At 66.1% G+C, this 17,522-nt stretch carries 12 protein-coding genes and 1 other RNA gene; 9 read left to right on the top strand and 4 right to left on the bottom strand.

The window, feature by feature from the left end; all coding sequences use genetic code 11:
* Window positions 1-136 precede the first annotated feature (136 nt).
* Window positions 137-1,621, top strand: a complete 1,485-nt coding sequence (gene ubiD, locus F1609_RS31060) for a 4-hydroxy-3-polyprenylbenzoate decarboxylase (RefSeq protein ID WP_167081290.1) — start codon at window positions 137-139, stop codon at window positions 1,619-1,621.
* 150 nt (window positions 1,622-1,771) lie between these two features.
* Here ubiD and fdx read toward each other — a convergent pair whose 3' ends face one another.
* Window positions 1,772-2,110, bottom strand: a complete 339-nt coding sequence (fdx, locus tag F1609_RS31055) for an ISC system 2Fe-2S type ferredoxin (RefSeq protein WP_167081288.1) — start codon at window positions 2,108-2,110, stop codon at window positions 1,772-1,774.
* Between the two features lie 383 nt (window positions 2,111-2,493).
* Between fdx and ffs the strand changes: the two genes are divergently transcribed.
* The 7 genes from ffs to F1609_RS31020 all read left to right on the top strand — a co-directional run bounded on the left by ffs (window position 2,494) and on the right by F1609_RS31020 (window position 9,270).
* Window positions 2,494-2,592: signal recognition particle sRNA small type (ffs, locus tag F1609_RS31050), an RNA gene on the top strand.
* 160 nt (window positions 2,593-2,752) lie between these two features.
* Complete coding sequence (locus F1609_RS31045; RefSeq protein ID WP_167081286.1) at window positions 2,753-4,921, top strand: DNA polymerase III subunit gamma/tau; 2,169 nt, start codon at window positions 2,753-2,755, stop codon at window positions 4,919-4,921.
* 44 nt (window positions 4,922-4,965) lie between these two features.
* On the top strand, window positions 4,966-5,292 hold the full coding sequence (locus F1609_RS31040; protein WP_166873321.1) for a YbaB/EbfC family nucleoid-associated protein: 327 nt from the start codon (window positions 4,966-4,968) through the stop codon (window positions 5,290-5,292).
* 17 nt (window positions 5,293-5,309) lie between these two features.
* Window positions 5,310-5,900: a recombination mediator RecR gene (gene recR / locus F1609_RS31035; protein WP_167081284.1), complete on the top strand. Its 591-nt coding sequence runs from the start codon at window positions 5,310-5,312 to the stop codon at window positions 5,898-5,900.
* Entirely contained in the window at window positions 5,900-7,120 is a 1,221-nt protein-coding gene (locus F1609_RS31030; RefSeq protein WP_167081282.1) for a CaiB/BaiF CoA transferase family protein, read from the top strand. Before recR ends, F1609_RS31030 begins: the two co-directional genes overlap by 1 nt.
* A gap of 109 nt (window positions 7,121-7,229) precedes the next feature.
* Window positions 7,230-8,366, top strand: coding sequence for a glycosyltransferase (locus tag F1609_RS31025; RefSeq protein ID WP_167081280.1), 1,137 nt, complete (start codon window positions 7,230-7,232; stop codon window positions 8,364-8,366).
* On the top strand, window positions 8,347-9,270 hold the full coding sequence (locus tag F1609_RS31020) for a DUF2334 domain-containing protein (protein ID WP_370661694.1): 924 nt from the start codon (window positions 8,347-8,349) through the stop codon (window positions 9,268-9,270). Before F1609_RS31025 ends, F1609_RS31020 begins: the two co-directional genes overlap by 20 nt.
* Here the strand turns inward: F1609_RS31020 and F1609_RS31015 are convergent.
* Window positions 9,167-9,451, bottom strand: a complete 285-nt coding sequence (locus F1609_RS31015) for a hypothetical protein (protein ID WP_167081278.1) — start codon at window positions 9,449-9,451, stop codon at window positions 9,167-9,169. The genes F1609_RS31020 and F1609_RS31015 overlap by 104 nt on opposite strands.
* A gap of 216 nt (window positions 9,452-9,667) precedes the next feature.
* On the opposite strand from F1609_RS31015, the gene F1609_RS31010 reads away from it, so the two are divergent.
* Window positions 9,668-12,067, top strand: coding sequence for a penicillin acylase family protein (locus F1609_RS31010; RefSeq protein WP_167081276.1), 2,400 nt, complete (start codon window positions 9,668-9,670; stop codon window positions 12,065-12,067).
* A gap of 63 nt (window positions 12,068-12,130) precedes the next feature.
* Here F1609_RS31010 and F1609_RS31005 read toward each other — a convergent pair whose 3' ends face one another.
* Both F1609_RS31005 and F1609_RS31000 read right to left on the bottom strand, forming a co-directional pair.
* Window positions 12,131-14,236: a putative bifunctional diguanylate cyclase/phosphodiesterase gene (locus tag F1609_RS31005; RefSeq protein WP_167081274.1), complete on the bottom strand. Its 2,106-nt coding sequence runs from the start codon at window positions 14,234-14,236 to the stop codon at window positions 12,131-12,133.
* A gap of 2 nt (window positions 14,237-14,238) precedes the next feature.
* Complete coding sequence (locus F1609_RS31000; protein WP_167081272.1) at window positions 14,239-17,148, bottom strand: response regulator; 2,910 nt, start codon at window positions 17,146-17,148, stop codon at window positions 14,239-14,241.
* Window positions 17,149-17,522 lie beyond the last annotated feature (374 nt).

The following is a 17,522-nucleotide window of genomic DNA, read 5'->3' as shown; positions in this document are numbered from 1 at the left end:
AATACTAACACAAACATTCTATATTACTTTTAGATCTAGCTTTTTGTGCTGCATTGCAGCAAAGCCCTATGAAATCAACAACTTGCCATGGCGAATTCAACAACCATGCTTACATGAAAAAAAGAATTAAAAACCGATGAACTATGTAGACTTGCGCGATTTCATGTCGAAAATGCAAGAAATGGGCGAATTGAAGCGCATTTCCGTGCCTGTTTCGCCTTATTTGGAGATGACGGAGGTGTGCGACCGCGCTTTGCGGGCCGCCGGACCGGCCATTTTGTTCGAAAAACCGACCGGTCATACGATTCCGGTGCTCGGTAATCTGTTCGGCACGCCGCGCCGGGTCGCGCTCGGCATGGGCGCCGACGATGTGAGCGAGCTGCGCAAGATTGGGCATGTCCTGGCGCGCCTCAAGGAGCCGGAACCGCCCAAGGGCTTCAAGGACCTGATGGGCCTCGGCTCGCTGGTCAAGGCCGTGTGGGACATGTCACCCAAGGAAGTGCGCGGCGCCGCCTGCCACGATATCGTCTGGGAAGGCGCCGACGTCGACCTGGCGCGCCTGCCGATCCAGCATTGCTGGCCGGGCGACATCGCCCCGCTGATCACCTGGGGGTTGGTCATCACCAAGGGCCCTAACAAGAAGCGCCAGAACCTGGGCATCTACCGCCAGCAGGTGATCGGCCCGAACAAGGTCATCATGCGCTGGCTGGCGCACCGCGGCGGTGCGCTCGACTTCCGCGAGCACGCTATTGCCACCAAGGGCCAGCCGTATCCGGTGGCCGTGGCGCTGGGCGCCGACCCGGCCACCATCCTCGGGGCGGTCACGCCGGTGCCGGACAGCCTGTCCGAATACCAGTTCGCCGGATTGCTGCGCGGCAGCCGCACGGTGTTAACCCGCGCCATCGGCAGCGAACTGCGCGTGCCGGCCTCGGCCGAGATCGTGCTGGAAGGCCATATTTACGCCGATCCGAGCCATCCGACCGGCTACGAGCATGCGCTGGAAGGGCCGTTTGGCGATCACACTGGTTACTATAATGAGCAGGACAGTTTTCCGGTGTTTACCATCGACCGCATCACCATGCGGCGCGACCCGGTTTATCACTCCACGTATACAGGCAAGCCGCCCGACGAGCCGGCCGTGCTCGGCGTGGCGCTCAATGAAGTCTTCATTCCGCTGCTGCAAAAGCAGTTCAGCGAAATCACCGACTTCTACCTGCCGCCCGAAGGCTGCAGCTACCGCATGGCCGTGGTGCAGATGAAAAAGCAGTATGCCGGCCACGCCAAGCGCGTCATGTTCGGGGTGTGGAGCTTTCTGCGCCAGTTCATGTATACCAAGTTCATCGTGGTGGTCGACGAAGACGTCAATATCCGCGACTGGAAAGAAGTCATCTGGGCCATTACCACCCGGGTCGATCCGATGCGCGACACCTTGATGGTCGACAGCACGCCGATCGATTACCTCGATTTTGCCTCGCCGGTCAGTGGGCTGGGCAGCAAGATGGGCATCGACGCCACCAACAAGTGGCCGGGCGAGACCAACCGCGAATGGGGCACCACGATCAGCATGACGCCCGAGGTGAGGGCGAAGATCGATTCGATCTGGCAGGATCTGGGGATATAAAGAAGCCGGCTGACGAATGGGCGCGCAGGCATGCGGCGATCGCGGTTGTGGCCGACTTCGGCGGCAATGTCCTGTTCAACTGTGCGGGCCTGGTTTTCTTTTTCGGGCGGTAATCCCTGCTACATCGACTGTACGGCGCGAACGCCTACGTTAACCGTTTTCTTTCGCGTGGTTGACGGAGTACCGGGGAAGCTCAATTGTCAGGTCGGAATCGGCAATCAGCGCCTGGCAGGACAATCTGGAACGTTGTTCGACTCCCCAAGCCCTGTCGAGCATATCTTCTTCCTGCTCGCTTGCCGCGGAAAGGGAAGGAAAGCCGTTGCGCACGATGACATGGCACGTCGTGCAGGCCCCAACCTTTCCGCAGGCGTGCTCAATGTCGATGCCGTTGTCCAGTAGCGCATCACACATGCTGGTACCGGCCGGCACGCTCAGTTCGGCTCCGCTTGGCGCCAGTTCGGAATGCGGAATAATCGTGATCTTAGGCATCTGCGCTCCCCGGTAGCCGGTGCCTCGCTCTGCGATGACGACAAAAAAGACAGCTTTGCGCTCTGGATGCGCCCGTGTCGGCTACTTCCCCATGTGGTACGTCTGTGCCGTCTGTTGCGCGGACTAAGGTCTGCCGGCACGCGGCGGGGACAGCGCGATTGACGTTCGGGAAATGGTCGGCTGTCGCAAACGCCGATATGTCAGTGGTGTCCGGTTTACTGTCGCACATCATGTCCTCCTCGGTTTCGATGTGTTCACTGTAGGCATTCCTGCAGTGGGAGGGTCAAGCGAAAACGTGCGATCAACTCGCGACGCCGAATTGATCGCACTTTACAGTCAATCGTGTTCCCCACAACCCGGCCCGGTCGGTTATAATTGTCGCTGGCGGGCCCCTGCGCATTGTGGCATGGCTAACCTGGTCAGGTCGGGAACGAAGCAGCCACGGCCGTTAACCATAAGTGCCGCAGATCAGGCTCGCCTCTTTCGATCTTCCAGTCCGTCCTACCTCGTTCGCCCTTCCACATTCTTTTGTAAAACAGCGCTTGCACAAGCGGCGGTTTCGCATTCTCGCGCACTCTTGCTACAATTGCCTTTTCGGGCAGCGGGAAGCCCCTGCGTTCGCTATCTACGGTAAAATTCAGCATGTCCTATCAAGTCCTCGCCCGCAAATACCGTCCCAAGAATTTCGACACGCTCGTCGGCCAGGAGCACGTGGTGCGCGCCCTGACGCACGCGCTGCAAACCGGCCGCCTGCACCACGCCTATCTGTTTACCGGCACACGCGGTGTCGGCAAAACCACGCTGTCGCGCATCCTGGCCAAGTCGCTCAACTGCATCGGCCCCGACGGCAACGGCGGCATCACCGCCAACCCGTGCGGCGTGTGCGAAGCGTGCACCGCGATCGACGCCGGCCGCTTCGTCGACTATATAGAGATGGACGCGGCATCGAACCGCGGCGTCGACGAAATGGCCCAGCTGCTTGAGCAGGCCGTGTACGCCCCATCGAACGCGCGCTTCAAGGTCTACATGATCGACGAGGTGCACATGCTGACCAACCACGCCTTCAACTCCATGCTGAAGACGCTGGAAGAGCCGCCCGAGCACGTCAAGTTCATCCTGGCGACCACCGATCCGCAAAAAATTCCCGTCACCGTGCTCTCGCGCTGCCTGCAGTTCAACCTCAAGCAGATGCCGCCGGGGCATATCATCAGCCACCTCGATAACATCCTCGGCCAGGAAGGCATCAGCTTCGAGCAGCCCGCGCTGCGCCTCTTGGCCCAGGGCGCGCACGGCTCGATGCGCGACGCGCTCTCGCTGACCGACCAGGCCATCGCCTACGCGGCCGGCGAAGTCACGCTCGACGCGGTGCAGGGTATGCTCGGCGCGCTCGACCAGACTTACCTGGTGCGCCTGCTCGACGCACTGCTCGCGCAAGACGGCGCCGACCTGATGGCGGTGGCCGACGAAATGGCCAGCCGCAGCCTGTCCTACAACGGCGCGCTGCAAGACCTCGGCACCTTGCTGCACCGCATCGCGCTGGCGCAAAGCGTGCCGTCCGCCGTGCCGGAAGACTTGCCCGAACTGGCCGACATCCTGCGCCTGGCGCAAGCGTTCGACGCCCAGGAAGTGCAGCTGTATTACCAGATCGTCGTCCACGGCCGCAACGAGATTGGCCTCGCGCCCGACGAATACGCGGGCTTCACCATGACCTTGCTGCGCATGCTCGCTTTCCGTCCCGGTAACGGTGGTGGCGAAGGCGCGCCGCCGGGCGGGTCGTCCGCTGCCGGTTCGCCGGCGCCGGCACGCGCAGCCGCTGCCGCCGCAGCGGCCGCACCGGCGCGCGCCGCCTCTGCGGCGGTCGCTGTCGCCAGCCATACGGCCGTGAGCGCGCCACCGCCGCCGCGCATGCCGCCGGCGCCGGTGCAGCAAGCCGCGCCGCCCGCACCCGTGCCGCAGGGAGCGCCGCCGGCCAGCGTGCCGGCCATGAATTCGGCGCGCGCCGCCATCAATGCCGCCCTCGAAGCGGCACGCTCGGCCAGCCGCGGACAGAACTCGCCGCCGCGCCGTCCGACCGCGATGTCGAACCAGGCCGCCGCCAGCGCCGCCGCCGCCGCGCCGCCGGCTCCCCCAACGGAGCCCGAGCCCGCGGCCGCACCCAAGCCGCCGCCGCCATGGGAGCAGGGCGAGCCGCAGGGCGCCGCGCCCGCAGCGCAGGCCATGCCCGCGCCACCGCCGCCGATGCCCGAAGCGCACTATCCCGACACCCACGATGACGGCGAACCGCCATCCTGGGTCACCGAATTTTCCGACGACACCGCCGTTGCGCAAGAGGCTCCGCCAGCGGCAGCAGCTGCGCGCGCACCGGCGCGTCCGCGCCACGCCTACGTCATCACCCCGGTTCCCGCTATCGACTGGGACGGCAACTGGCCGGCGCTGGCCGCCGGCCTGGTGCTGCGCGGCGTGTCGCAGCAACTGGCGCTGCAAACGGAACTGGTGTCGTGCGTGGTCGACGGTAACGTCACTACCTTCAGCCTGCGCGTGCCGATCGATACCCTGCGCGCCAGCGGCAATACCGAAAAACTGTGCACGGCGCTGCAGGAGCGCTTCCCCGCGACCAAGATCCACCTCGAGATCGACATCGGCCCGGTGTGGTACACCGCCAGCGCCGAAGCGATCGCCTGGCGCGAGGAGTGCCAGCGCGTGGCCGAGGAAACCGTGGCCAACGATCCTTTCGTCAAGGACGTGATGCGCGACCTCGGCGCGTTCATCGTGCCCGGCTCGGTGCGTCCGGCCCCAAGCGCGTCCGCCTAGACCGCCCCCTATTTAACTCTTTTTTAAAATCCCGGAGAATCACCATGATGAAGAACCAACTCGCAGGCTTGATGAAACAGGCGCAAGCCATGCAGGACAACATGAAGAAGGCGCAGGAGCAGCTGGCGAGCGTTGAAGTCGAAGGCCAGTCCGGCGCCGGCCTGGTAAAGATCGTCATGACCTGCAAGAACGACGTCAAGCGCGTCACCATCGACCCGTCGCTGCTGGCCGACGACAAGGACATGCTGGAAGACCTGGTCGCCGCCGCCTTCAACGACGCCGTGCGCAAGGCGGAAGCGACGTCCGCCGAAAAAATGAGTGGCCTGGGCGCCGGCATGCAGCTGCCGCCCGGCTTCAAGATGCCGTTCTAAGAGCGCATCAAGAGCCCATGTCCAAATCGCTCGACTTCCTGACCGAAGCGCTGCGCCGTTTGCCCGGCGTCGGCCCGAAGTCGGCGCAACGCATGGCCTTCCACCTGCTCCAGCACGACCGCGAGGGCGCAGCCATGCTCTCGCGCGCGCTGTACCAGGCGGTCGACGCGGTGCATCACTGCGCGCTGTGTAATACCTTCTCCGAAACCGAGGTGTGCGACCTGTGCCTCGACGAGCAGCGCGACACCACCTTGCTGTGCGTGGTCGAGACCCCGGCCGACCAGATGATGATCGAGCAGACCCTGACCTACAAGGGCCGCTATTTCATCCTCATGGGCCGCCTGTCGCCGCTCGACGGCATTGGCCCCAAAGACATCCATCTCGAAAAACTGCTGGTGCGCGCCGCCGACGGCGTGGTGGCCGAAGTGGTCCTGGCGACCAACTTCACCAACGAAGGCGAAGCGACCGCACACTACATCAGCGAGATGCTCAAGGCGCGCGGCCTGACGGTGAGCCGCCTGGCGCGCGGCGTGCCGGTCGGCGGCGAACTCGAATACGTCGACCCGGGCACCATCGCGCGCGCCATGCTGGACCGGCGCAGCACCTGATGCCGGCGCCGCCGCTCACGCCAGGCGCGCTGGCCGGCATCAAGGTGCTCGAACTGGGCACCCTGATCGCCGGCCCGTTCTGCGCGCGCATGCTGGCCGAATTCGGCGCCGACGTGATCAAGGTCGAAGCGCCCGGCGGCGGCGACCCGATCCGCCAGTGGCGCATCCTCAAGGACGGCACCTCGCTGTGGTGGTCGGTCCAGTCGCGCAACAAGAAAAGCATTACCCTCAACATGAAAGATGAGCGCGGGCGCGCCATCGCCCGCCAGCTGGCGCTGGAAGCGGACATCATCATCGAAAATTACCGCCCCGGCGTGCTCGAAAAATGGGGCATCGGCTATGAACAGATCAAGGCCCTCAACCCGGCCGCGATCATGGTGCGCCTGTCCGGCTTCGGCCAGACCGGGCCGATGAAAGACCAGCCGGGCTTCGGCGCCATTGGCGAGTCGATGGGCGGGCTGCGCTACGTGTCGGGCCACGCCGACCGCCCGCCGGTGCGGGTGGGGGTGTCGATCGGCGACTCGGTGGCCGCGCTGCACGGCGTGATCGGCGCCATGATGGCGCTGCGCCACCGCGACGCCACCGGCGGGCGCGTGGCCGGCGAAGGGCAGATGGTCGACGTGGCCCTGTACGAAGCCGTGTTCAACCTGATGGAGTCGCTGGTGCCCGAGTTCGACCACGCCGGCGTGGTGCGCGAGCGCACCGGCGGCGCGCTGCCGGGCATCGTGCCGTCGAATACCTACACCACCGGCGACGGCGAGAACATCGTCATCGCCGGCAATGGCGACGCCATTTTCAAGCGCCTGATGCTGGCCATGGGCCGCATCGACATGGCGGGCGACGCGCAACTGGCGCGCAACGATGGCAGGGTGCCGCGCAGTGCCGAGATCGACGACGCCATTGCCGCCTGGTGCGCCACCCACACCATCGACAGCGCGCTGGCGACCCTGAAGGCGGCCGATGTCCCGGCCGGCAAGATCTATTCGGTGCGCGACATGATGAGCGACCCGCAATTTCTCGCGCGCGAGATGTTCGAGCAGCACCACTTCAGCGACGGCACGCCGGTCAAGCTGCCGGCCATCACGCCCAAGCTGTCGGCCACGCCCGGCCAGACGCGCTGGCTCGGCCCGGCGCTGGGCCAGCACACCGATGAAGTTCTTGCCAGCCTCGGCTACGATGCCGAGGCGATCGCGGCCTTGAGGCAGGCGCAAGTGCTGTAAAGGCGCGTCCGCAAGCGCGTCTCCACCTGGCGCGCCGTCCGTTTGCGCGCGCTCAAACTTCCTCTCGCATCGGCTGCTAAGGTGGGCTCTCTTAATTGAGCGCGCCAGCATGCACCTCGTCGACATCACCATGTTCTATGCCGCGGAAGGCGGCGGCGTGAGCACCTATCTCAACGCCAAGGCCGCGTGGCTGGCCCAGCGCAGCCGCGTCCGCCACACCATTCTCAGCACCAACGTCGACAACCGCGCCGGCACGCCGGCGTTGCTGCGCGTGCCCGCCGTGGCCGTTCCGGGCATGCACGGCTACCGCGTGCCGCTCACGGTCGGCGCTCCCGCGCGCCTGATGCTCGGCCTGCAGCCCGACCTGATCGAGGCGGGCGACGCCTTCCACGCCGCATGGGCGGCCTTGCGCGTGCGGCGCCGGCTGGGCGTGCCGGCGGTGGCCTTTTACCACTCCGACCTGGCGCGCCTGGTGCACGAACGCTTCGGCCACAGCGCGCGGCGCGCCGCCGGCGCCTACCTGGCGCAGCTGTATCGCCAGTTCGACCTGGTGCTCGCGCCAAGCCGGCTGATGGTGCAGCAGCTGGCCGCCATCGGCGTGCAGGGCGCGCTGCACCAGCCGCTCGGGATCGACATCCGCACCTTCTCGCCACAGCGCCGCAGCGAGGCGCTGCGGCAGCAGCTGGGGCTCTCGCCCGACACCCGCCTGCTGGTCTACGCCGGCCGCTTCACCGCCGAGAAAAAGCTGGCGGTGCTGGTCGACGCGGTGCGCAAACTCGGGCCGCCGTATCACCTGCTGCTGGTCGGCGGCGGCGGCGAGGTGCCGCGCTGCGCCCACACCAGCGTGATTGGCTTCCAGCACGACCAGTGCGTGCTGGCGCGCCTGCTGGCCAGTTGCGATGTGCTGGTCCATCCCGGCGACTGCGAAACCTTCGGCCTGATCGTGCCCGAGGCCATGGCCTGCGGCTTGCCGGTGGTGGGCACGCGCGGCGGCAGCGTGGCCGAACTGATCGACGAGGGCACCGGCATCCTGGTGCCGCCGAACAGCGTTGATGGCCTGGCGGCCGGCATCGAAGCGATCTACGGCAGGGACCTGGCCGGCATGGCGCGCGCGGCCTCGCGCAAGGCGCGCGAGCAGTACGACTGGAACCGCATCATGCCGCAGCTGATGAACCGCTACGCCGGCTTGCTGGCATCGCGCGCCCGCGCCGATCTGGAGGCCGAACGTGTCTGCGCCACCGAATGAGCCGCACCGCGTGTGGGCTGGCGTGCACGCTGTGTGCGAGGCTGCATCGTTGGAGGAGCGGCCCGCGCTGTGCGTCGTCATCCACGACGTGGCGCCGGCCACCTGGCCCGACTGCCTGCGCCTGTCGCAGGCCGTGCGCGAGGTGGCGGACATTCCCTTGACGTGGCTGGTGGTGCCGCGCTGGCACGGCAGCGCGGCGCGTTTGCCGGCTGTCGAAGCGGCGCTCGGCGGCTTGCTGGCCGATGGACACGAACTGGCCCTGCATGGCTACACCCATCTCGATACCGCCGCGCCGGCCAGCACCTGGCGCAGCCGTTTCCTGCGCAGCGTCTACACCGAGGGGGAGGGCGAGTTCGCCGCGCTGGGCGTGGACGAGGCGCGCCGCCGCATGGCACTGGGACTGGCCTGGTTCGACGAGCGCGGCTGGCCCGTGGACGGTTTTGTTGCGCCCGCGTGGCTGCTGGGCGCTGGCGCCTGGGAGGCGCTGCGCGGCCATCCGTTTGTTTACACGACCACCTGGAGCCATTTTCACTGCCTGATGCCGGCGGGGCACCACGCTGCCTTGCTATCGCCTTCCCTCGTGTACGCCGCCCGCAACCGCACGGGACGCATCGTCACCCCGCCCGCTGCGTCAATGCTCGCCTGGCTGCTGCGCGACGCCCCGCTGGTGCGACTGGCCCTGCACCCGCGCGACGCACATCATCCCGCGCTGCTGCGCCACGCCCAGAAACTCATCGAACACCTGCTGCAATCGCGCGCGGCCCTGACCAAGGCCGGCTTCGCCCATCAGTGGCTTGCCGCTACCAGTACGGCCCCCAATACCCGCCCAGCGACCAGTGCGAGCGCCCCAGCGCCCCATAGTAGTGCGGATAGCCATAGCGCTGCAGATCGTCGCGCGCGCTAAGCTGGAGCACGCAGTTGCGCCAGGTATCCGAGTTGGCCGGATAGCCGAGCTTCGAACATGCCGGCCCGTACACCACCATGGTCCGCTCCATGTCCGCCTGCGCGGCGGCGGCCCTTTGCTGTGGCGTGGTGCAGCCTGCCAGCAGCAGCACGCCAATCCACGCCGTCATCAACTTATGCATCGACATCTCCTATATGCGCGGCCACATTGCGCGCGGCCGTGTAAGTCCTTGATATAGCTTAAAAGCGCCGCAGGGTAGGGGTGTGATCCACATCAAACCACTCCGGGGAACCTCTTAGTTGTTCTAGTCTCGTCGCGAGCGAGGACCGCCAACAATGTTTGCGCCAATCATGATTTATCTGGCAAGATGCTTTGCGAAATCAATTCGGGGAAAGTTATGCATACGCGTGGAATCAAAGTCTGGTCGTTGCGGCTGCTGTTCGGCCTTCTTGTCCTGCTGGTGCTGGCCGCGCTTGCCGTGTGGCTGTACCTGCGCGCCAGCCTGGCCCGGCTCGATGGCGAGGTCAAGGCGCCCGGCCTGTCGGCCCCGGTGACGGTCGCGCGCGACGCGCACGGCGTGCCGCTGATCAGCGGCCAGCGCCGCGCCGACGTGGCCTACGCCACCGGTTTCGTGCATGCGCAGGAACGCTTCTTCCAGATGGATTTGCTGCGCCGCGTGGGCGCGGGCGAGTTGTCGGAACTGTTCGGCGCGCGCGCCTTGCCGCGCGACCGCGCCAACCGCCTGCACCGCTTCCGCGCGCGCGTGGCCGCCTCGCTAAAGCTGCTCAATCCCGCCGACCGCCTGCTGCTCGATCGCTACGTGGCTGGCGTCAACGCCGGCCTTGATTCGCTCAGCGCCAACCCCTTCGAATACGCGCTGATCGGCGTCAAGCCGCGCCCGTGGACGGTCGACGATTCGCTGCTGGTGGTGTGCGCGATGTACTTCGACCTGCAAGGCACGGTCGAACCGCGCGAACTGACGCGCGGCTGGATCCGCGACCACAGCGACGCCGCGCAACTGGCCTTCCTGCTGCCCGAGGCCAGCAAGTGGGACGCCCCGCTCGATGCCGCCGGCGTCGCTTTCGAGGCGGCGCCGATTCCGCCCGCGCCGCCGGCATGGTGGGGCAAGCCGCGCAAGGACGATGCGCCCAGGCTGGCCTCGGCCGACTTTATCGACTCGGTCGGCAGCAACAACTGGGCCGTGGCCGGCAGCCGCAGCAAGGATGGCGCGGCCATCGTCTCGGACGACATGCACCTTGGCCTGTCGCTGCCCAATACCTGGTACCGCCTGGCGATCCAGTATCCCGACGCGTCCGGCGCGCCACGGCGCATCGTCGGCGTTACCCTTCCGGGCGCGCCGCCGGTGATCATCGCCGGCAGCAACGGGCGCGTGGCCTGGGGCTACACCAACAGCTATGCCGACCTGCTCGACCTGGTGATGCTGGGCCAGGACGCGCAGCGCCCGGGCGAAGTGCGCACCCCGGCCGGCTGGGAAAAGCCGGTTGCCGTAGTCGAAACCATCCTGGTCAAGGGCGCGCCCGCCGAACAGATGACGGTGTCCGAAAGCTCGCTCGGACCGCTGCGCGAAACCGGCGGCAAGCCGTACGCCATCCACTGGCTGGCGCATGCACCGGCCTCGCTCAACCTCAATCCGATCCGGCTCGAGACGGTCGACACGCTCGATGAAGCACTGGCGGTGGCGGCCACCATCGGCATCCCGTCGCAGAATTTCGTGGGCGGCGACGACAAGGGCAATATCGGCTGGACCATCTCCGGCGCGCTGCCGCGCCGCAGCCAGCCTGGCAGCGGCGCCACCTTTCCGCTGGCGCTCGACGGCGGCCAGGCCAGCTTCGACGGCGCGCTGGCGCCAAGCGACTATCCGCGCGTGGTTAATCCGTCCGGTGGCCAGCTGTCGACCGCGAATGCGCGCCAGTTGAATGGCGCCGGCGCGCAGATATTAGGGGACGGCGGCTTCGATATCGGCGCGCGCAACCGCCAGATACGCGATGCGCTGGCGGCGCTGGGAGCGGCGACCGACGTGGCGGGCGTGTACGGCGTGGCGCTCGACGACCGCGCGCTGTTCGTGGCGCCGTGGCGCGAGCGCGCCATCAAGGTGCTCGATGCGCAGGCGCTCAAGGGCCGCCCGCAGCGGGCGCAATTCCTGGATCTGTTGAACAAGCGCTGGAGCGGGCGCGCCAGCGTGGAGTCAAGCGGCTACCGGCTCGCGCGCCACTTTATGTGGGCGCTTGGCGATGTGCTGTTCGGCGGCGTCAATGGCGAGCTGGCGCAGCTCCATCCCAAGTCGACCATGGCGCTGGCCACCTCGCGCTGGCCGGAAGTGGTCGCGCGCTTGCTCGACGAGCAGCCGGCGGCCTGGCTGCCGCCGGGACATGCGACCTGGCAGTCGGTGCAGCTGGCGGCCATCGACCGGGTGATTGCGGAACTGGCGGCCGATGGCCTGCCGTTGGACAAAGCCACGTGGGGCGAGCGCAATACGGCGGCGATTTCGCATCCGATCGCCGCAGCCGTGCCGGTGCTGGCTCGCTGGCTGAGCGCGCCGCCCGATATGCTGCCGGGGGACGCCAACATGCCGCGCGTGTCGGGCAAAAATTTCGGCCAGTCGCAGCGCCTGACGGTCTCGCCGGGCAAGGAGGAGCAGGGCGTGTTCAACATGCCGGGTGGGCAGAGCGGGCATCCGCTGTCGCCGTATTTTATGGATGGACACGCCGAGTGGGTGGCGGGGACGCCGACGCCCTTGCTGCCGGGGGCGGCGCGGCATACGCTGACGTTCAAGTGAGCTCCGTCGTCCCCGCCAAGGGGGGGCGCCAAGGCCGGGGACGACGGAGCATAGGGAAAAGGCCTACTTCATCGCCAGCGCCAGCGTCCCCGCCTTATCGAGCATCAGCGTAATCGATTCATGCGGCGAGGGGTGCCCCAGATAGAACCCCTGCACCAGATCGCACCCGTATTCCTCCAGCAGCACCAGCTGTTCATCGGTCTCCACGCCCTCGGCCACCACCACCATCTTCAAGCCGTGCGCCATGGCGATGATGGCGCGCGTAATCGCCGCATTTTCCGAATCCTGCGGCAGCCCGCAGATAAAGCTCTTGTCGATCTTGAGCGCCCGCACGTCGAAGCGCTTGAGGTAGTTCATCGACGAGTACCCGGTCCCGAAGTCGTCGATCGACAGGTACACGCCGATCCCGCGTAGTTGTTCGAGCGTGGCCATGGTCGCCTTGGCGTCGTCCATCAAGGTGCCTTCGGTCAGCTCCAGTTCCAGCATCTTCGGGTCGAGCCCCGAATCGTGCAGCGCCGAGAGCACGATCTGGGTCAGGTTTTCATCCTTGAACTGCTTGGCCGACAGATTGACCGCCATGCGGATCGACTGCCCGGTCGCCTTTTGCCAGGCCTTGGCCTGGTTGCAGGCGGTGCGCAGCACCCATTCGCCGATCGGCACGATCAAACCGGTTTCCTCGGCCAGCGGAATGAATTCGGTCGGCGAGATGATGCCGCGCTCCGGATGGCGCCAGCGCACCAGCGCTTCGACGCCCACGATCCCGGACGAGCGCACCTCGATCTGCGGCTGGTACAGCAGATACAGCTCTTCGTTGCGCAGCGCCTTGCGCAGGCCGACTTCGAGCTTCACGTGGCTCATGATCTGCATCGTCAGCGACGAGCTGTATAGCTTGGCGTTGTTCTTGCCGCAGTTCTTGGCGTGGTACATGGCGGTGTCGGCGAACTTGAGCAGCGAGTCGCAATCGTCGCCATCTTCCGGGAACAGCGAAATGCCGATGCTGGCCGTGACAAAAATCTCGTGCCCTTCGATCAGGAAGGGCCGCCGCATCGCCTCCTTGACCCGGTGCGCCACATTGAGCGCGTTCTCGACCCGTTCCAGGTCGGGAATGAGGATCGTGAATTCGTCGCCGCCCAGGCGCGCCAGGTTATGCGACTGGTCGCCGCGCGAGACCAGGTCGCTCGGACGGATGGTTTCGCGCAGCCGCTCCGAGACGATCTTGAGCAGATGGTCGCCCACGTTGTGGCCCAGGGTGTCGTTGATGCGCTTGAAGGCGTCGAGGTCCATGAACAGCACCGCGAACTTTTTCTTGCCGACCTTGGAGCGGTGCAGTTCGCGTTCGAGCGTCTCCAGGAACGCCTGGCGGTTGGGAATGCCGGTCAGGCTGTCGCAGTAGGCCAGGCGGCGGATCTGTTCTTCGGTGCGGCGCCGTTCGCTGATGTCGCGCACCAGGCCAAGTACTTCGTCGGGACCGGTGGCGACCAGGCGTGCTTCGAAGTGCTGCACCATGCCGAAGCTGACCAGTTCATATTCGACCGAGCGCACATGCTGGGTATCGAGCACGCAGTGCATCTGTTCGAGCAGGCGCTCGGCGATGTCGCGCGGGAGCACTTCGGTGATGTGCTTGCCCACGCACAGCTCCGCCGGGATCGCGGCCGAGGTGTCATGGCCTTGTTCGTAATCGAGATACACGCCGTCTTTGCCGAGCCGGAAAAAGGTGTCCGGAATGGCGGCCAGCACCGCGCGGTTGTGGGCGTCGGCGATGCGCAGGCGGACGATGGCGTCGCTGGCGCGCAGCACGTACAGCACGCGGTGCCCGAGGATCGGCCAGTTGATTGGCTTCGACACAAAATCGGTGGCGCCGGCCTCGTAGGCGTTGGTCACCGCTTCGATGTCGTCGCCGCCGGTGACCATGATGATCGGCACCGGCGCGCCGGTCTCGATGCGGCGGATCTCGCGGCAGGCCGAAAAGCCGTCCATGTTGGGCATGTCGACGTCGAGCAGGATCAGGTCCGGCGCCATGCTCTGGTAGAGGGCCAGCGCTTGCAGGCCGTCCTCCGCTTCGATCGCGTCCAGTCCGACCTGGCCGAGCATTTCGAGCATCAGCAGGCGCATGACCGGATCGTCGTCCGCCACCAGGACGACGCCGCGTTTGATTGGGGTAGCAGCCATTTTCAGTGTTCCTTCTCTAGGAGGGCATGCAGCGAGTGGCACACGGCCTTGAATTCCCGCTCCATGTCGGTAAGGATGCCGGACGCGCCTTCGGTGGTATCGGTGCGGCCCAGCGTTTCCATGTCTTTGCACATCTGCGCCAGCGTCTCGGCGCCGACGTTGGCGCTGCTCGACTTGAGACTGTGCGCGATCTTGCGCAGGTTGCCGGGATCGACTCCGGCAATGGCCTGGCGCAGCGTCTTGAGGTGCTGCGGCGTGTCGTCGACGTAGGCGGTGACCACGCGCTGCACCAGCGCGTCGCCGCGCTCCTTGCTCAGCGCGCGGATGTTCTCCAGCGCGTGACGGTTGATGGCGTCGCGCGGCGGCGCGCCTGCGCGCAGTACGGCGCCGTGCGCGGGCGCCGCCAGTGCGGGCGCGGGTGCGGGCGCCTTCGGGGCTGGCTTTGCCAGGGGCGCCGGCGGCACCGGTGGCGCCGCCGGACGCTCGTCGTGATGGGCGCTGGCCGGCAGCGGCAAGGTGATCCAGCGTCCGATCACGGTGGCCAGTTCCTGCTGCGTAAACGGTTTGCTCAGGTAGTCGTCCATCCCGGCCGCCAGGCACGCTTCCTGGTCGCCCTGCAGCGCGTTGGCGGTGATCGCAATGATCGGCAGGGTGCGCGCGCGGCCGCATTCGCGCTCGTGGCGGCGGATTTCGGCGGTCGCCGCAAAGCCGTCCATCACCGGCATCTGGCAATCCATCAGCACCACGTCGTAGCCGTCAGTGCGGGCGGCGGCCAGCGCTTCGGCGCCGTTGCGGGCGCAGTACACGCCCAGGCCGAGCGAGTCGAGCATGGCGGTCGCCACTTCGACGTTGACCGGGTTGTCTTCGGCCAGCAGCACGCGCTGGCGGCGCAGCCGGCGCCCGGCCGGCGTGAGCGGCGCGCGTGCCGGCGCCAGCGGGGACGGCGCCAGCGCGCTGGCCGGTTTGCCGCGCGGGCGCGTCATGATGCATTCGAACAGATCGGCCGCGCGCGCCGGCTTGATCAACTGGTAGGCCACGCCGGCTTCGCGCCGCTGCACCGGATCGGCCGCCAGGCGGTTGTCGCTGATAAGCATGATGCGGGTGGCGCTGGTGGCCGGGTCGCCCTTGATGCCGGCCGCCAGCGACAGGCCGCTGGTGCGCTCCAGGTCCATGTCGATGATCGCCACTTCGTACGGGCGGCCCGCGCGCGCCGCTTCCAGCAGGCGGTCGACCGCGTCCGCCGCCGAGACGGCGCTGTCGCTGGCCACCTGCCACTCGGCCAGCTGGCGTTCGAGACTGGCGCGGCTGTCGGCCTGCTGGTCGACGATCAGCACGCGCATCCCTTCGCTCATGCGCAGGCTGGCGTCGAGCATATTGGGGTCGACCCGGCGCTTGTCGAAGCTGACCGTGAACCAGAAAATCGAGCCCTGGGGCGAGGCGTTGTCGACCCCGATCTTGCCGCCCATGAGTTCGACCAGCTGGCGCGAGATGGCCAGGCCCAGGCCGGTGCCGCCGTACTTGCGCGTGGTCGAACTGTCGGCCTGCGAAAAGGCGTCGAAGATCCGGCTGCGCGCCTCGCGCGAGACGCCGATGCCGGTGTCGTGCACCTCGAAGCGCAGGCCGACGCTGGCGCCGTCTTCGGTTTCGACGACCACCTTGGCCAGGATCTGGCCGCGGTCGGTGAACTTGAGCGCGTTGCCGATCAGGTTAGCCATGATCTGGCGCAGGCGGTTGGGGTCGCCGCAGATGGCGATCGGGATATCGTTGGCGATCGCAAAGTCGAGCGCGATGCCCTTGGTCTGCGCTTGCGGGGTGTAGATGGTGTTGATGTCGTCCAGCAAATCCCACAGGTTGAAATTGATGTACTCGATCGACAGCTTGCCGGCTTCGATCTTGGAAAAGTCGAGGATGTCGTTGATGATCACCAGCAAGTGCTCGCCGGAGCGCTTGACCAGCTTGGTGTAGTTGCGCTGGGTATCGTTCAGCGGTGTGCTGAGCAGCATCTCGGTCATGCCCAGCACGCCATTCATGGGGGTGCGGATTTCGTGGCTCATGGTGGCCAGGAAGGCGCTCTTGGCGCGACTGGCGGCCTCGGCGGCATTCTTGGCCTTTTCCAGCTGCTCGGTGCGCACGCTGACCTGGCGTTCGAGCTCGTCGCGGTGGTGGGTGAGGGCAGCGCCGCGTCCTTCGATCTGGGCCAGCATGGCGTTGAAGCTGTCGATCAGCGAACCCATCTCGTCGGTGCGCTCGTGCGCAATGCGCAGATTGTAGTTCTGGCTGGCGGACACCTTCTGCGCCGCGTTGATGAGTTTGGCGACCGGGTCGGCGATGCTGGCCTTGAAGCGGCTCGCCAGCATCAGCGACATCAGCAGCGAGCCGCCCATGGCGCAGGCGATGATGCCCAGGCTTTTCAGGATGTCGAGCCACATCAGGGTCAGGTCGGCTTCGATCATCACGATGCCGACCTGATAGTTGGCGTTGATGACGGGGCGGTACAGGCGCATGCGGCTGGACCAGAAGCGGCTGCCCTGGCGGCTCGCTTCGGCCAGCACGTCTTCGTCCAGGTTCATTTCGGGCGCGCTCGGTTCCGGTTCGGCCTGGCCGCTGCGCACATAGCGGGCAAACAGCTTGCCTTTGCGGTCGAACAAGACCGCGCTCGATATTTCGACCTTGGCCTTGAGCGCGGACAAGGTGGCGGTGGCCTGGTCGCGGTCGTTGAACATGAGCGCGTCGACGCTGTTGGTGCCGATCACGCCGGCGAACGAAGACAGCTGCATGCCTTCGTCCTTGCGGTGGCTCAGGACGGACGTGACGGCGAAAGCGATGAACACAAAGAACAGCGCGGTGCCGGTTGACAAAAACGAAATGATCGTCAGTTTTTTGTTCAGGCTTGAGCGTTCAAAGTTCAGCATGATGGGACGGCCCGGCAAAAGAAGTTCAATGTCCGGGAAATATGTCCCGCAGGAAAAATATACGGGGATTGATTCGGGGCGACTTTGATAAGGAACAAACGTGCCGGGACGCTGTCAAAAAAAGCGACAGTGCGTGTGCGGTGTTTTTTGCGGGAAATGCCGGAAGCGCCGCGGTCGGGCGCTCCGCTGCTTATTGCGAAATGGCTATTTCAGCTGGGCCTGGAGTTCGGACAAGTTGAGTTTCTTGCCTAGGAGTCTGCGCGGCAGACAGTTTTTTCGCTGAGCATGCCAGGCGCGTCTTCGCCGCCGTCGATAGCGATTCACTTTCGCGTGCGAAAGTCGAATGAAATAGAAGCTTCCGGCCTCGAATTGGG

It is taken from the genome of Massilia aquatica (genome assembly GCF_011682045.1).
GTDB classification, from domain to species: Bacteria; Pseudomonadota; Gammaproteobacteria; order Burkholderiales; family Burkholderiaceae_D; genus Telluria_A; species Telluria_A aquatica.
The sequence above is the reverse complement of the archived record's forward strand: the minus strand, read 5'-3'. Positions and strand labels throughout refer to the sequence as shown.

Bases quoted from the DNA above. Each gene is read 5' to 3' on its own strand.
- F1609_RS31000 (WP_167081272.1), bottom strand. From the start codon at position 17,148: ATGCTGAACTTTGAACGCTCAAGCCTGAACAAAAAACTGACGATCATT.
- F1609_RS31025 (WP_167081280.1), top strand. From the start codon at position 7,230: ATGCACCTCGTCGACATCACCATGTTCTATGCCGCGGAAGGCGGCGGC.
- fdx (WP_167081288.1), bottom strand. From the start codon at position 2,110: ATGCCTAAGATCACGATTATTCCGCATTCCGAACTGGCGCCAAGCGGA.
- F1609_RS31010 (WP_167081276.1), top strand. From the start codon at position 9,668: ATGCATACGCGTGGAATCAAAGTCTGGTCGTTGCGGCTGCTGTTCGGC.
- recR (WP_167081284.1), top strand. From the start codon at position 5,310: ATGTCCAAATCGCTCGACTTCCTGACCGAAGCGCTGCGCCGTTTGCCC.
- F1609_RS31015 (WP_167081278.1), bottom strand. From the start codon at position 9,451: ATGCATAAGTTGATGACGGCGTGGATTGGCGTGCTGCTGCTGGCAGGC.
- F1609_RS31040 (WP_166873321.1), top strand. From the start codon at position 4,966: ATGATGAAGAACCAACTCGCAGGCTTGATGAAACAGGCGCAAGCCATG.
- ubiD (WP_167081290.1), top strand. From the start codon at position 137: ATGAACTATGTAGACTTGCGCGATTTCATGTCGAAAATGCAAGAAATG.
- F1609_RS31045 (WP_167081286.1), top strand. From the start codon at position 2,753: ATGTCCTATCAAGTCCTCGCCCGCAAATACCGTCCCAAGAATTTCGAC.
- F1609_RS31030 (WP_167081282.1), top strand. From the start codon at position 5,900: ATGCCGGCGCCGCCGCTCACGCCAGGCGCGCTGGCCGGCATCAAGGTG.
- F1609_RS31005 (WP_167081274.1), bottom strand. From the start codon at position 14,236: ATGGCTGCTACCCCAATCAAACGCGGCGTCGTCCTGGTGGCGGACGAC.